The sequence below is a fragment of the Algoriphagus litoralis genome (genome assembly GCF_003259255.1).
GTDB classification, from domain to species: Bacteria; Bacteroidota; Bacteroidia; order Cytophagales; family Cyclobacteriaceae; genus Algoriphagus; species Algoriphagus litoralis.
The window spans coordinates 98,423-113,194 of the sequence record NZ_QGOL01000002.1 but is presented as its reverse complement, the minus strand read 5'-3'; the positions used below and the strand labels follow the sequence as shown (position 1 = coordinate 113,194).

The following is a 14,772-nucleotide window of genomic DNA, read 5'->3' as shown; positions in this document are numbered from 1 at the left end:
GGGCGTCTCAATTTTTTATCCAAGACTCATCGGATGGCCAAAATTTGACGACTACAAGTTAAATGATTTTAGGTAAAATCGAGTTTCATCGTAATTTACAAAAAGTAAGGAAGTCAGGCCTCGGAACAAAGTGACTTCAAGCAGTAAAATCAAACTGCCAAATCTAACGCGAGGATAATCCTTTGTGTTTTTTTGATTTTTGAACGGCTTAATACTCAGACAATCCCTTCTTCCAAACCTTTTTCTCTTTCAGTTCAACGATTACCTCCAGCTCCTCAGCAAAGGTCTTGGTCAGGTTGCCAAGTTTTGCCAGCAACTTGAAGGGCAAATACGGTGACTTTAACTCATATTCCTTGTAGTGATAGGGGTTGATCGTGACATGAAAGTCTTCGGATAAAGCCCCAAAATAAGTTTTGATCTCCTGAGGCGAGTATTCTTTCCAATGATGTCCATAAGTGACCTTAGAAATGATGTCATCCACGGTAATTCCCACCGATTTGAGCGTGATCAGGTTTTTGAAATTTCTCACCCAATTGGCCAAAGCCAGTGAATTAGGTGTGGAGATGTAGATTTTGCCTCCAGGTTTTAGGATTTGATGGATGGTTTTCCAAAGTTGAATCGGATTGAAGGTGATGTGCTCGAAGATTTCGGTGAAAACAACCAAATCGTACCGATCATGCACGCTCTGGAACTCCGGCATTTTGGCAAGGTCATTTTCGACGATCGGTGTTATTCCAAATTTAGCACCCCTTTTTTTCACAAAATCCATGTCCCAAAAAACAGAGACATCCATGCCGTCCACTTCAAAATTCATTTTGGACAAAATCATCGAAGAATGGAGGTAGTGACTTCCAATATCCAATGCCTTCATTTTTTTGGTTTGGGAAGTTCCGGCAAATTGAGTTTTCAAAAATGACTCAAATCGCTCGTACCGCTTTTTGTGAAACCTAAAATATTCAACTTCACTGGGTTGATTCAACTCAAAAATCTCCGATTCTATTGTTTTTACGCGACTCATTTTTATTTCACAGGCTTCTTGATTCCAATTCAGTGTAGGGGAACAAGCTGATTTGAGGTATTTTTTATAAAGCTATACTCCTTTACGCTGAAACCAATCATCCACCAAGACAACCAAGCCACATAGGTGTACATTTCTGCATTCGCAGTGAATAAGGGAAGGAGCAGACCTACTTTTGTGACTGCGCCAACGAAAGCAAGTCTGGCAATCATCGTATTATCGGTGCTGTAAAATACACGTAGGCTTAAGATTACGCCACTGGCCATGGCTAAAATGTATAACATCATCCCAATCCAGCCAAGTTGTACCCCGTAAATTAGGAATTGATTTTCGCCGCCTACCCGTAGTTCATCGGTTACACTTCCAGCATTCCCACTCATAGCCAGCCCGATTCCAAAGGGATTAGCCACCATAGAATCTAAAGCCAGGAGCCATTCTACCACATGGCCGATACTGGAGGTGTTTTCAAATGTAAGGGTATCGAGGACAAAGAAGTAAAAATCTTCTGATGCAAAGGCAAGCACATAGATCCCAAACCCTACCAAGACCAGAAATCCGGCGCCGATTAGTTTGTAAAGCTTGAAAACCAGCGCGACAAAGAAAATCATGATGAAAAATGCCCCGAAAGCAGCTCGTGAAGCTGAAAACACCAAGCTCCCCAAGGAGAAGACCATGATCAACAAATAAGGCCAGCTGTATTCTTTTTTCGAAGTCAAAAACCAAATCAGACCCGCAGCAAAACCCATTAATACGGAGCTAGCCAGCTCCAGAGGATCGGAGAAGAAACTCGCCAATCGCTTGGTGACTGCTTGAGTTTCAAAAGTCCAAGTCAGACCAAAGTTACCAGAGGGTTCGATGTCATTGATCACCTGATTGTAAAGCGAATAGCCAGTGAATTGCTGCAGATGCGCTTGAAGGAGGTAGTTTTCGACTAGATTCACCACAAATGCACCGATTGCTACCGCAAAAATGATTTTGAAAATCCAGCCGATTTCGACTTCGTCAAAGCGGGTATTTCTTCCAAGAAAATAGACGAACCCAGGAATAACCATGCTTTTGTAATACAGGGCTTTGTTCAAAAAAGAGGCTTGTCCCAATGGTAAAAGCAGATATAAAAATCCTAGCGTAAGAAATCCCAACATCATCCAGTCTGTGGACTGCAGCCGAAACGGGTAGTCAAACACACGTCTCTGGTAAAAGAGAAATACCAACATGGCGAGTAGCACTACCACTTCTTTGATAATCTGGAAAATGCCCAGAATCTCAGGAGAGCGAGTGGCAAGGAAAATGACACTAAGTGAAGTGATGTAAAACGGAAGAAATCCGGCAAGGAAAAAGATGAAGTAGGCCCACTTTGCTTTGAATATCATTTCTTGGACTGTCCAGAGAAATCCAGCACCCACTCCCAATGCGATCAAGATGAAAAATATCAGGGCCATCGCTTTGCGGTTTGTAAATCTGCACCTAATCCATCCTGGATACCCTTGAGGACTGCGTTCATTTTTCTAAATCTTCCCCGAATCAAAAAATACCCTGCCCAACCCAAAAACCGAAAGAAATGATAAATTATTCCGAGATAGATCTTTTGACTTCTGAGCAGAAAAAATTGATTTCTGACATTGTAGTAAAACACTTTCGGACTTAGTGTTCCTTCGGAGTGGGTCTTTTTGGAGGAGGCTCCAGCTTCATGGTAGATTACAGCTTTTTCTGCCAAAGAAATCTCAAAACCAGCTTTTTTAAACCTTAAAGACCATTCCACATCTTCAAAATAAGCGAAATATTGAGCATTGAGAAGCCCCGTTTTCAGAATTGCTTCCCTTGATAGCAACATGCAGCACCCGGTCGCCCAGTCCAGATTTGTTACCTTAAAGCGATAATCGGCCAGAGGTCCACGATCGCCAAGCGTGATAGCCCTACCTACCGATGACGCCCATTTGCCACCTGCGCTCCAGATTTTCTTGGGGTCATTTAGGAATAGAATCAAGGGTTGCACTACCCCCAACCTACTGTTTTGATGGAATTTTCGCATCATTTCTCCCAGAAAATTGGACTCCACTTCGGTGTCATTATTCAGCAGCATGATATGCGAAAAGCCCTGCTCCAGTGCAAACCGAATTCCTACATTATTCCCTTCGGAAAAGCCGAGGTTCTCTGCGTTTTCGATCAATTCGATTTCAGGAAACAACTTTTTGAGACTTTTTCCTTCCTGATTTTGGGACCCATTGTCTACCACTATGACCTTGAAATCTGGAAAATCAATTTTGCGCAGTGAAGCCAAACAGGCCTGGGTGTAGTCAAAGCCGTTCCAGTTGACCAAAATTATGGCTACAAAGGGATCAGGAGTAAAAGCCATACAACAGGGTCCGGTTATGTCGATACAGCAGCATCAGACAAATGAAGAAAACAGCGACTTCGGTAGAGATAATTGCCAAACACAATCCTATCGGTCCAAAGTACCCTGTCAAAATCGGAGATAAAATGAGCATAAATGCACACATCAACCAGCTGGCCTTGAAGAGTAATTGCCTCAGGTCTGCCGCCATCATCATGGTCACATTTGCGACATTGAGACAAGCAAGAAATGGGACCAACGCCAATATTTTTAAATACAAAATAGAATCCTCCAACGCGGAACGGGAAAGAATCTGCACGATAAACGGGGCAGCAAAATGAACTCCGGCCGAAATGATGAATCCGACGATTAATACTTTTTTGTACACTCTTTTCAAAAATAGAAAGAATGAGGGCAAATCTTCAGTGTAAAGCCTGCTGGCATTAGGAATGATGGCCTGAAAAATAAAGGGCGGAAATAGCCTGACTACCATAATGACCCGCTCTGCCAAACTATACATTCCCAGGGTTTCCGCATTGGCAAAAAAGCTCAACACAATCAGTCCACCGCTGATCGAAATATGACTGGCCAAGTTGCTGAAGAAGAGTAAGGAATTTTCTTTTAGGCTTTTCCAGATCGCTGAAAACTCAGGTCTGTAAAACTGAATATCTAAAAACCAATGGATGTAGGCCAGTAGTAACAGGTTGATTCCCAGACCAAAGAAGCCCATCAGGAAATTTACCCATTTGCTCTGCTCAGGGGAATGAATAAAGAGGACGATTCCCATCAGGAAGAGGAGTTTGGAAAAAATATTGGCGATGGAGACCAGTTTCATTTTTTCCAACCCCTGAAAAAACCACAGCGGAAGTGTAGCCTCCGAAAACAACAATAGCACAGAAAAAATAAGGATAGTCTGGTACTCAGGAAAAAGATTGAAGCCAAAAGCGCCTACAAAAATCAAAAATACCGCGAAGAAGGCCAACAGAATTTTGCCGGAGAAAACATTCGAAACGATGTGCGAAAGGGCTTTTTTGTCACCCAGATTGATGGCTACCTCTCTGGGAGCGCTCAGATTGTATCCAAATCCTACCAGAATATTGAGCAAAATAATGACAGAAAGTGCAAGGTTGATCAGTCCAAACTGATCCACACCGATACTCTGGATCAGCAGCGGCATCGAAATAATTGAAATCAGCACATTGGAGGATTGAATGACTGCCAGAAAAAGGAAATTCTGGAAGGACTTGTTTCGGATGTAATTTCCGAAGGGTATGAGCAAGTTGAGTTTTTCAAACATGGCAGCTTTAGTTTAGCTTTCCTGCACATGCTTCTGATACAGCCTGCGAAAATAAAGTCCAAACAGCACCAGGATTCCGGTGATTATTGCACCTAATACCATCCCCTTGACCAAGCGGATCTCTGACCGCTTCAGTGGAAGTCTCGGCGAATCGATGATTTGGATCAGCGGCGAATTGTTGCGATGATTGACTTTCGCGATTTCCAGATTTTTGACTATTTCCTGATAGACCGCACCTGTGGCCTGCACGTCGATTTGACGTTTCCTGCTTTCGACCGTGGCTGAACTCAATAGTGGGTTAGCATTTGGCACCCGATCGGTTGCACTGGCATAAGCTCCAATGCTTTCATCCAAAATAGATCGGACACTGTCTGCCTGAGTTTGAAGAATGGAGAGATTTTCGCCGGTTTTTTTGGTTTTGGTCTCGAGGTAGAAAGTATTCACTTTTTCTACCAACCTTTCATTGAAGGCCTTTGCAAAGAGTTCGTCTTTGGAGGAAATACTCACCTGAATGATGCTGAGCTTGCGATCTGGCTTGGCAACACTCAGCTGATTTTCCCGAATCAACTTGGCCACTTCTTTGACCACAGAATCCTGAGTTACAGTAAAATTTTCTCTGGGAATGGAAAAGTCCAAAGTTGCAAAATCCACTTTTGCAGCCCATTTTTTATCCAGTTCCTGAAACTCCACAAACCGGTCGATCAATAACTGACTTTCGTTGAATTCACTGAGCAAGGTCTCTGCAAGCATTCGGTCCGAGCGATACAATTCCATGATATTATCTCCTTGGAAAAGTCCGCTCGTGCTGCCTAGCGATCCCAAATTCACCCCCACTAGCGACGCCAAACCGGACATTTGGCCGATTCCGCCGCCCTCGCCTTCTTCCAAAACAAATGAGGTTTCAGCATGAAATACTGGCTTTTTCACGATCGAGACCAAAGCTCCAAGGCCTAGTCCGACGATACCTGCCAGAATCAGAATTTTCCACTGCGAAAGAAAAAATGCCAGCCACTCACTGAGATTTCCAATGACCTCTTTGATGGTAAACTGATTTTCTGAAAAATGCTTAGAGTCTGCCATTACCAGTTAATTTGAGAAATAACCAGAGCTAAGGTGGCTAAACCTGTGGTCACACCCACCACATCACCCAAACGAAGCGGGATCCGTGGACCCTTGGTCGGCACGATGACTTCAGCTCCTGGCTCAATAGGCGGGAAACTTCTGATTCCCAAAAACCCTTTGGTGCGTTTCACAGCGCCATTGGCATAGACCACATACGTTTGTTTTCGATTAGCACGTCGCTCGAAACCTCCAGCGCCATTGATGTAATGTTTCAGGCCTCGGCCTGTTTCATGACGCAGTGTGGTCGGATAGACCACATCACCACGCATTCGTACGGTTTGAAGTAATTTTGGAACCGATAAAATGTCGCCTTCTTCAAGAATCAGGTCGTTTTCTGATCCTGGATTATCGATGATTTTTTGGAGATCGATGGCCACAGCTTCAGATTCCTTTAATTTGACGGCGAAACCGGGGGTGCCTGCTGCAATCTGATCCAACGATTCCTTTTTAGCATTGGCTAGGACAGTATCCACCGGATTTACTTTTTCCGAAGGCAAATCCCTAAATAGCCGCTGGAGCATTTCCTCCTGTGCTTCTGAGTTGTTGGGGTCTTCGATCAGTTTTAGACGAAGAGCTTCTAGATTTCGCTGTCTTCGGATCTGCTCCGATTCTGTGTTGAAAAATTCCGTTCTACGGATCAGGGTAGCTCCCTTTAGATAGGCAAATTGGTTAAGCCCTCCAGCTCTTTTTACCAAATCGGATATCCGCTCCACACTGTTTTGGATCGCAAAAATTCCGGGTGAGTTCACTTGGCCTTCCACAGCCACGAGTCGCTGCATGGTGAAATTGGCCCGTTTCCGAATAATGACTTGATCAAATGGCAATAAACTCGGTGAATCTGAGCTAATCGAGAGGTCAGGATTGACACGTGCCGGGATTATATCAGAGAGTGTTCCCAGATCAGAGTCTTCCAGCCTTCTGGCGATTTCGATGTCCTGTGAATTGGCTGACTCCTGAAGTCCACCGGCAAGGATGATCAGCTCCTCAATTTTCATGGATTCCGAATACGGATAGGTCCCAGGTCGTTTTACCTCACCCAAAATCTGTACATACCGCTCATTTTGGACATCGTAAATGCTGGAAATCCGGATTACATCTTCCCGCTTTAGCACCACATCTGGAGCAGTCCCGTCCATAACAGCTTTTAAATTGACCTCGATCATTTCTGTACTCAGGTCGCTTTTGGTCCTCAGGATACTGGCCCGCTCGGTATACGCATCGCCTCTCAGTCCTTCGGCATTTTTCACGAGTTGATATAGGGTCAGTCCATCCGTAAGGGCAAAAGTACCCTCCCGGTAAACGGCACCTTTGATTTGTACTCGGTTGCTGAAGCGATCCAAAATCCTACTGACAGTGATTTCATCTCCACCTTTTAGAATAAACATTCCAAATTGGTTTTGATACACATCTGATACTGAGCGTTGATTTCCGGTGATTCTCGAAATAGCGACCCGGTCTTTGAAGGCCAAATCTGTAAACCCACCGGCGTAGTTTAGGAGGTCTTCGAAAGTATCCTCAGCGCCGATTTCGAACGTCATCGGTCTTTTCACTTCTCCGTTGATTTTGATTCGGGAGAGGAAAGGAGGAACGAGTATAACATCCTGATCCTGAAGCTGAAGATCCAAGTTGGCTGTGCCATTGATCAGCAAATCGTAGACATCAATTTCCGCAATGGGCTGATTGTTTCGAATGACTTTAATGGCCCGCATTGTGCCGTTTTCATTTGGGCCACCCGCAGAATAGAGCGCATTGAATACAGTAGAAAAGGCACTGAGCGTAAAAGTACCCGGCAGTCGGACTTCGCCTAAAATGTGTACCTTAATCGTCCGCACATTACCTAGTGTCACTTGGAGAAACGTGTTTGGATTAGCTCCTGAAAGTCCCGGATAAAACCTGGAAACTCTACTTTTGATGATCCCAGTAGCCTCGGTAATGGTTTTTCCAGATACTGATATAGGACCAATATTGTCCAAAATGACAAAGCCGTCCGGATTGACGGTAGCTTCGTAATATTGCTCAGATTGCCCGTAGATATCCACAAATACCACGTCTCCCGGGCCTAAAATGTAGCTTTGAGGAGTAGCTTGATTGAGACTTGGTTCAAAGCTGAGCCGTCGGTTTTTTTGGTAGAAAAGTGAAGTTCCGAAGATTTCATTTCCCGTGGATTCAGCAAAAGTTTCTGCCTGAGGCTGGTAGATCCCTCGGGTGATTTCGTTCAGGTCCATTTGCTGTCTGGGTTCCCTTTTGGAGGCATTGGCACTTCTAGTTTTGGAGCCACCGATATCGAGATCGCTGATTCTATTGCGAAGCTTTTCCACCTCATTTGATGGCATACCTCTGAGTTGGGCCATTTGTAAAAAATCATCCACCGAAAGTCCAGCTTCGTTGGCTCGGTTGACTAATTCTTCTATTTGATCATCGCTGAGTTCATCGACTTTGATGGTGGTCAAGTCGGTATTTTGTTGGGCAATAGTATTCGGATTTATCCCGATCATTAGGGCGATGAAGGCAAAAAAATACCAGATTTTTATGTTTAAAACCATGATGTAAAAGACTGTTCCGGGTGGCTATCGTGGAAATATTGGATCTAAAAATCCATCAATTTCTTAATTCTACCAAATATAGGTCCAAAAACTGGGCTTGAGGCTGTACAGGAAGAGGATTACTCTGTACAATTCCTGCAAATCTCAATCTGGGTTCGGTCAGAGAGCAGCTGCTTTCTGAAAGTCAAATAAGGAAGGGAATTCCAAATCCCGCTCAAGGATTCGTTTTTTAGCTCACCCATCACATGTTTGGCGTCTTTATCAAAGCAGCAGGGAACGACTCTGCCATCCCAAGTGACTACCGCGCCTTCCCACATTCTCCAGCATTTGTTTTCCAACCGGTTTTTCAGCTTCCATTTTCCATTTCCGACAGGTACATATCTGGAGTATCCCAAGTCTTTTGGAATCAGATCCGATCCATTTTCGAAATCATAAATTTGAGTGGTCTTGAGCTGGAGTTCATCTACTTCCAGTTCCTTTGCCCATGTTTTCAGAGCCGGAATCTGATGTTCATTTTGTCCTGTGACCAAGAATTGAAGTACGATCCTGGGGAACTGTAGTCCTGCTTTTTTCCGCTCAGCGATCAGGAGCTGAAGTCCCTGCTGTACTTTTTCCAAATTCCCACCTATTCTGTAAGCTTCATAGACTTCCTGCGTGATTCCATCCATCGAGACGATCAATTGCTTCAGGCCACTCTTGAAAATTTCCTTCACCTGTTTTTCTCCAAGATAATGAGCGTTGGTGGAGGTGGAGGTGAAAATACCCTTAGAATCCGCATAGTGTACCATTTCCAAAAATCTAGGATTCAAAAACGGTTCGCCCTGAAAGTACAGATGAAGCCAGGAAAGGTGGCCTTTGACCTGATCAATGACCTGCTCAAAAAGTTTCTCCTGCAACATGCCGGTGGGTCTGGAAAAAGAACGCAAACCAGATGGGCACTCTGGACAGCGAAGGTTGCAACTGGTCGTAGGCTCGATGCTGAGCGTGGTTGGCAATCCCCATAGGATGGGTTTCTGAAGCATTTGACTCACTTGAAATGAGGACCAGAGCTTAAGTAAATTCAGAACTTTCCGAAAAGTCAGATATCTAAAAAAAGCCAGTCCTGTGATCCACTTGTTTTGCACGTCCTAAAGTAAACCAATCCTGAGTAATTGAGCACAAAAAAGCCGCTTGTCTTTGGTAGCAAGCGGCTTTTTTAATGCAGGATTTACTTACAATCCACTAGGAATCAATACGCGGTCAATGGCATGAATCACACCATTTATCCCATGAATATTCAGTGAATTTGAAATTAATCCACTTTCGTTGATCTGAAGATTTGCCAGGTCCACGGTTAGATTTTCACCCTCTAGCAGCGTAGGTAGGCTAGCATCCTGTCTGAGATCTTGTGAAAAAGCTCTGGCAGGTACGACATGATACAGCAGTATGGAAGTCAAATTCTCATCTGAAATCTCCTCCAAACCTGAAACTCCCAAATCCTCATACAATTGCTCAAAGGCAGCATCTGTAGGTGCAAAAACGGTCAGATTATCTGAAGAACCACCATTTACCTCTTCCACCAAGTCTACTCTGTTCAACGCAGCGACCAATTGAGTAAACTCTGGATTGGTCGCCTCGGAAGCTTCTACGGCGATTTCGGCTATAGTTTGGCTTGGATTTACAATTACTCCGTCAAGCTGATGGATCACCCCATTGCTAGCACGGATATCAGCTTCAGTGACTTGTGCAGATCCATTGATCCAAAAGTTACCTGTGGGATCCTCACTGATGTAAAAATTTGTTCCTTCCAAAGAACTCACTGCACCTGACTCTAGGTCTGTGGAAAGTCGAGTACCGGAGACTACATGATAGGTGAGAATATCACTTAAAGAGGAACTTGCCAGTAACTCCTCAGCAGTGAGGTCATTGTCGATCAGGAAGCTTCCGAACGCAGCATCTGTCGGAGCAAAAACGGTAAATGGACCATCACTGGAAAGTGTAGTCACCAAATCTGCCTCTTCAATTGCAGTGGAAAGCGTGTTGAAGTCGGGATCCTCAGCAGCAAGCTCGACCACATTTTGCTCGGGAATCATCGGGCCTTCGTCATCCTGACACGCACTGAATCCTATCAGAGAAACTGATGCGGCAATCATGGCCACATAGCCGGAATGCCATTTTTTCATGTTTTTCATATGTTAAACGGGTTAGTTGATTTGTTGGAAAAAATTTTATCAATAACCGCGCAAGGGAATTTGGTGACTTTTAAAAAATCGAGACGATCAAAATTAAATTTGGGAAGAAAAGAATTTTCAGGGACAAAATGGCACAATTAGTCAATCAACGACCAGTTATGGTAGATTAGATTTTCAACTTATTTTTGAATGAATAGTAGGCTTTTGTTCGTTCATTTCCAGGTGACTGTTTAAAAACCCCACATTGTGTGGACAAAATCTATCAAAATCCCTTTTATCGGGAATTCTATACCTTTGGATCGAATAGCGCTCAACCCATGAACCAACTTCTTAAAAAATCCCTGTTTTTGGCATTGACTTCGGTGCTGGTATTCTTTTACTCGTGCAAATCGGACCCAGATGCATGTGCACTCGATTCTGACATTTTGGATCTGGATCTCGAGGTAAAAATCACCCGTCTGGAAGATGAATTCTTTGGGGCTAAGACTACAGCGGATTACCTGTTTCTGTTGGATAAGTATCCTGATTTTGCATCAAATTTCTTGCAAGAATCACTCTATGAATCCCCTGAATCCTTGGCCGCTAGTCTTGTTGAAGTTCATCAGGATTCCGCCTTGCGGGTTTTGTATGATTCGGTCAACCTAGAATTTGCGGATATTACCACTCTTGAAAAGGAGCTCGAAACTGCCTTCAAAGCAGTCAAATACTATTTCCCCGACTTTCAGGTCCCCAAAGTCTACACCTTTGTCTCAGGATTCAACTCCGACCTAATCGTGTCCGATGAAATGATCGTGATAGGTTTGGATTACTTCCTACCTGCAGACCATACCTTCCAGCCTGATATTGCCCGATACATGGCAGTCCGCTATGAAAAGGAGTACCTCGTACCGATGATTGTCCTTGCGATATCTTCCAAATACAACATCACCAATCCGGCGGACAATACGCTTCTTTCGGAGATGATCTACTACGGCAAAGCGTATCATTTCGTCAAGGCCATCATGCCATGCACCTCGGATCAGTACATCATCGGCTACACTCCGGATGAAATTGCCGAGTGCTTTGACAATGAAGAGTACATCTGGGCGCATTTCGTGGAAAATGAATTACTCTACGAAACCAACCCCTTTGAGATCCGAAAATACATCGGGGAGGCTCCATTCACAGATGCCATCTCCACTAAAGCTCCCGGAAGATTGGGTCGCTGGCTGGGATGGAATATTGTGGACGATTACCGATTCAATCAGGATCTCGATTTGCCGGTATTGATGATGGAGTCTGATGTTGAGAAGATTTTCAGGCAGTCCGGATACCGACCTCGTCGGCCTGAGTAGATTGTGGTTGAGGCTTGATTACGTGGAGAAGCCGATCAATCGCAATCTCTTTTGAAAAATAGGTCTCGGCCAATTTTCTGGCGTTTCGGCCCATTCGATTCATTTCTGCTGGATTTTCGGCTAGTTTTTCCAGCTTCGCAAAAGCAGAATTCATTTTGCCCGGAAGGCAAGAAATCCCAAGATGATGGGCTTTCATCAGGTCATATACCCAGCCTTTATGATTGACCAAAATTGCCTTTCCAGCAGCCAAAGCATCAAAAAACTTATTTGGGCTGTTAGTCTTCAACACGGGCAAATGAGCAAAAGAAATCCAGGCAAAATCGGCTAAACTCAAGATTTCATTCACTTTTTCTTTCGAACCAAAGGGAAAGAACCGGACATTGGCAAGACCCTTTGACTGGGAGATTTCCCACAAGTTTTCACTACGGCTCCCCTCTCCCATGATCAAGAAATTCCAGTTTTTTCTATGATTTTGGGCCATTTCAGCCAAATCCAGCAGCTCCTCTACGGCATTGACTTGGCCGAGTGCACCGGTGTAAGCAATGGTCAACCCATCGGAAAAGGGTAGTGATTTTCTCAGGTTTAGATTTTTTTCTTTTGGAAAAAAAGTGTCCAAGTCTGCGAAATTCGGGATCAAAGCGACCTCCCGGAATGGACTGGTGGCTTTCAAATGTGCTGCAATCCCAGGAGAAAGAGCCACCAAACTCAGAGCTTGGTCATACACACGCTTTTCAAATCTATAAAGCAAGGACTTCGCCATAGGGTTTCGAATTGCTCCTACTTGAATGGGAGCTTCCGGCCAAAGGTCCCGCACTTCAAAAATATAGGGCAAAGCCAACCTTTTCTTCGCCCAAAGTCCAATCCAGCCAGTGGTGAGCGGAGTGGAGGTAATGTAGAGCAAATCTGGTCTGGGAAGCTTTTTGATCAAGTTTTCTGCTTTGATTACAAAGAGCCAAAAAGCCAAAATACGCTTCAAAAAGCCGAATTTCTGATTGTAGCTTACCGGCAAATAGTGGACTCGAATCCCGTCAATCCAGCGTTGGTCGTAATGGGCTTCGTCGTGTGCAGTGATTAGTTCCACCCCAATCCCAGCATCAACTAATCCTTTGGCCAAGTGATAGGATCGTACTGCCCCGCCTTGATCGGGTGTTCGAAAATATTGATGGATATAGATCAACCTCATAGTCGCTGCAATTTCGCCCATTCTGCCAAAAGGAACAGGTTGTATACCGTCAAGAATTGAGTTTTTGCACCCGATTCCGGATTTTGAAGGAGTTGTCTGACTGGAGCAGAAAAGTTTTGGCCATGACTCTGGTCAAAAACCCTAAGCGTATGAAAGATTCTTTTTGAAACTTCGCCACCTTCACTCAGCCATTCTTTCAGAGGCAGGCCAAAACCGAATTTTCGTCGATCTGCTACCCAGCCTAGGTCATTTTCTCGCAGGATATGTTTAATCCAAGGCTTCCCAGACAGCATTTCAGGGTCATTCACTTGCTGCCAAAGTTTTACCATGGACAAATCTAGATAGGGCGCCCGGCCTTCGATCCCATGCGCCATGAGTGCGTTGTCGTGAACTTTGAGCACATCCTGGACTAGGTAACATTGCCGATCAAAATCAAGCATCCGCTTGTACTCGGGAAGCTTGGAATTGAATATCCGTTCGTAGTCTCCGATGAGTTCGAGGGGTGGGTTTTGCAGAGCAGAAAAGTTCAGAAAGGTTTGGTTGGGGTCTGGACGAATTCCCGACATGAATTTTTTCCAATGATATCCAAAGGGGAATTTCTCCAAAAACTCAGCCCATTTGCTCCAAAAAGCCTGCTGGTCCAAATATCTTTCAAATGCAGCGTGGCGCTGGTATCCACCCCAAAGCTCATCTGCTCCTGCACCGGAGATGAGTACTTTGACTTCGGATTTGGCTTTTTTTCCAATCATCCATGTCAAAAAGCCGGCTGAATCTCCAATGGGAAGGTCGACGCTTTGAAGGTATTCATCCCAATTTTCCAGGAAGATTTTTTGGTCGATTTCGATCAGCTGGTGTGCTGTTGGGATTTGCTTCGCAAAGCGGATAGAATGATTTCCATCGGCGTATTTTGACCGGTACTTTTTTTCTACCTGAATGGTATAAGTAGGTAGGGGAGTTCCCGTCTTTTTGTACCAAAGACTGTAAAGTAAGCTGCTGTCTGTACCACCACTGAGCAAAAGCCCCACGGGTACATCCGCATGAAACTGATTAAGGACCACATTTTCCAGTGTTTTACCAAAAAGCTCCTGCGAGATTGCTTCTTCGGGATGTTCTGGAGCGGGTAGGGTATCCCATCTGAAGGTATCGTGCCGAAAAATGGTGCTATATCGGCCGGGTTTCCAAGCGCTGATGCCCCGATGGAAAGTTTTGCCCGGAGATGGTGCCCGAAAATAAAAGTAATGCTCCACCTGAGCCCAGTCAGGCAAGTGTGCCCGTGCCCCAGCTATCCCTCTGATCTCCGAAGAAATGATCAGACTATCAGGACTCTGGGCATAGTAGAGTGGTTTTTCGCCGTTTCTATCCCGACCGACGAGAACGGACTTATTGATCAGGTCAATGTAAATCAAGGCAAACATGCCATTGAGCTTTTCCAGACCCTTAGCTCCAAAAATGCGGAGGTAATGAAGCAAAACCTCGGTATCGGACTGGGTAATAAAGTCGATCCCCATTTTGGAGAGCAGGCTTCGCAACTCCAGAAAGTTGTAAATTTCCCCGTTGAATAGCAGCAGACTTTTGCCATCCTCTGACCAAAAAGGCTGGTCTGCATCAGGTCCCGGATGTAAAATCTGAAGGCGATTGACACCCACCCAAAGCCCCGTCCAAGGCGAATAAATCGCCTCCTGATCCGGACCCCGATGCTGCGAACTGGTCACTAGTCGTTGGATAGAATCTTTACTCGCTCCTTTTCCCCAGATGAGGTGAATTCCACACAT

At 44.7% G+C, this 14,772-nt stretch carries 11 protein-coding genes; 1 reads left to right on the top strand and 10 read right to left on the bottom strand.

Annotation, left to right across the window (positions count from 1 at the left end; genetic code table 11):
- Positions 1–208 precede the first annotated feature (208 nt).
- The 8 genes from DK188_RS00435 to DK188_RS00400 all read right to left on the bottom strand — a co-directional run bounded on the left by DK188_RS00435 (position 209) and on the right by DK188_RS00400 (position 10,483).
- Positions 209–1,018 (bottom strand): class I SAM-dependent methyltransferase, encoded by an 810-nt coding sequence (locus DK188_RS00435; protein ID WP_111668814.1) that lies wholly within the window; start codon positions 1,016–1,018, stop codon positions 209–211.
- 29 nt (positions 1,019–1,047) lie between these two features.
- Positions 1,048–2,457 (bottom strand): O-antigen ligase family protein, encoded by a 1,410-nt coding sequence (locus DK188_RS00430; RefSeq protein WP_111668813.1) that lies wholly within the window; start codon positions 2,455–2,457, stop codon positions 1,048–1,050.
- A complete protein-coding gene (locus DK188_RS00425; protein WP_111668812.1) occupies positions 2,448–3,371 on the bottom strand; it encodes a glycosyltransferase family 2 protein in 924 nt (307 codons plus the stop codon). Before DK188_RS00425 ends, DK188_RS00430 begins: the two co-directional genes overlap by 10 nt.
- Complete coding sequence (locus DK188_RS00420; RefSeq protein ID WP_111668811.1) at positions 3,355–4,647, bottom strand: oligosaccharide flippase family protein; 1,293 nt, start codon at positions 4,645–4,647, stop codon at positions 3,355–3,357. The genes DK188_RS00425 and DK188_RS00420 overlap by 17 nt, the downstream gene beginning before the upstream one ends.
- A 12-nt stretch (positions 4,648–4,659) precedes the next feature.
- The gene (locus tag DK188_RS00415) at positions 4,660–5,727 is read right to left on the bottom strand and encodes a GumC domain-containing protein (RefSeq protein WP_111668810.1); all 1,068 of its coding nucleotides are present in this window, start codon (positions 5,725–5,727) and stop codon (positions 4,660–4,662) included.
- Positions 5,727–8,312 carry an SLBB domain-containing protein gene (locus DK188_RS00410; RefSeq protein ID WP_111668809.1) on the bottom strand — a complete coding sequence of 862 codons (2,586 nt, stop codon included), beginning with the start codon at positions 8,310–8,312 and terminating at the stop codon, positions 5,727–5,729. Before DK188_RS00410 ends, DK188_RS00415 begins: the two co-directional genes overlap by 1 nt.
- Positions 8,313–8,431: 119 nt before the next feature.
- A complete protein-coding gene (locus tag DK188_RS00405; RefSeq protein WP_111668808.1) occupies positions 8,432–9,436 on the bottom strand; it encodes a radical SAM/SPASM domain-containing protein in 1,005 nt (334 codons plus the stop codon).
- A gap of 87 nt (positions 9,437–9,523) precedes the next feature.
- Positions 9,524–10,483 carry a fasciclin domain-containing protein gene (locus DK188_RS00400; RefSeq protein ID WP_111668807.1) on the bottom strand — a complete coding sequence of 320 codons (960 nt, stop codon included), beginning with the start codon at positions 10,481–10,483 and terminating at the stop codon, positions 9,524–9,526.
- Positions 10,484–10,800: 317 nt separating this feature from the next.
- Between DK188_RS00400 and gldB the strand changes: the two genes are divergently transcribed.
- On the top strand, positions 10,801–11,817 hold the full coding sequence (gldB, locus tag DK188_RS00395) for a gliding motility lipoprotein GldB (protein WP_111669356.1): 1,017 nt from the start codon (positions 10,801–10,803) through the stop codon (positions 11,815–11,817).
- Here the strand turns inward: gldB and DK188_RS00390 are convergent.
- A complete protein-coding gene (locus tag DK188_RS00390; RefSeq protein WP_111668806.1) occupies positions 11,780–13,000 on the bottom strand; it encodes a glycosyltransferase family 4 protein in 1,221 nt (406 codons plus the stop codon). The two genes, gldB and DK188_RS00390, sit on opposite strands and share 38 nt — an antisense overlap.
- A complete protein-coding gene (gene asnB / locus DK188_RS00385; protein WP_111668805.1) occupies positions 12,997–14,772 on the bottom strand; it encodes an asparagine synthase (glutamine-hydrolyzing) in 1,776 nt (591 codons plus the stop codon). The genes DK188_RS00390 and asnB overlap by 4 nt, the downstream gene beginning before the upstream one ends.

Excerpts from the sequence above, each read along its gene's own strand:
- DK188_RS00435 (WP_111668814.1), bottom strand. The coding sequence starts at position 1,018 with ATGAGTCGCGTAAAAACAATAGAATCGGAGATTTTTGAGTTGAATCAA.
- DK188_RS00430 (WP_111668813.1), bottom strand. The coding sequence starts at position 2,457 with ATGGCCCTGATATTTTTCATCTTGATCGCATTGGGAGTGGGTGCTGGA.
- DK188_RS00425 (WP_111668812.1), bottom strand. The coding sequence starts at position 3,371 with ATGGCTTTTACTCCTGATCCCTTTGTAGCCATAATTTTGGTCAACTGG.
- DK188_RS00420 (WP_111668811.1), bottom strand. The coding sequence starts at position 4,647 with ATGTTTGAAAAACTCAACTTGCTCATACCCTTCGGAAATTACATCCGA.
- DK188_RS00415 (WP_111668810.1), bottom strand. The coding sequence starts at position 5,727 with ATGGCAGACTCTAAGCATTTTTCAGAAAATCAGTTTACCATCAAAGAG.
- DK188_RS00410 (WP_111668809.1), bottom strand. The coding sequence starts at position 8,312 with ATGGTTTTAAACATAAAAATCTGGTATTTTTTTGCCTTCATCGCCCTA.
- DK188_RS00400 (WP_111668807.1), bottom strand. The coding sequence starts at position 10,483 with ATGAAAAACATGAAAAAATGGCATTCCGGCTATGTGGCCATGATTGCC.
- gldB (WP_111669356.1), top strand. The coding sequence starts at position 10,801 with ATGAACCAACTTCTTAAAAAATCCCTGTTTTTGGCATTGACTTCGGTG.
- DK188_RS00390 (WP_111668806.1), bottom strand. The coding sequence starts at position 13,000 with ATGAGGTTGATCTATATCCATCAATATTTTCGAACACCCGATCAAGGC.
- asnB (WP_111668805.1), bottom strand. The coding sequence starts at position 14,772 with ATGTGTGGAATTCACCTCATCTGGGGAAAAGGAGCGAGTAAAGATTCT.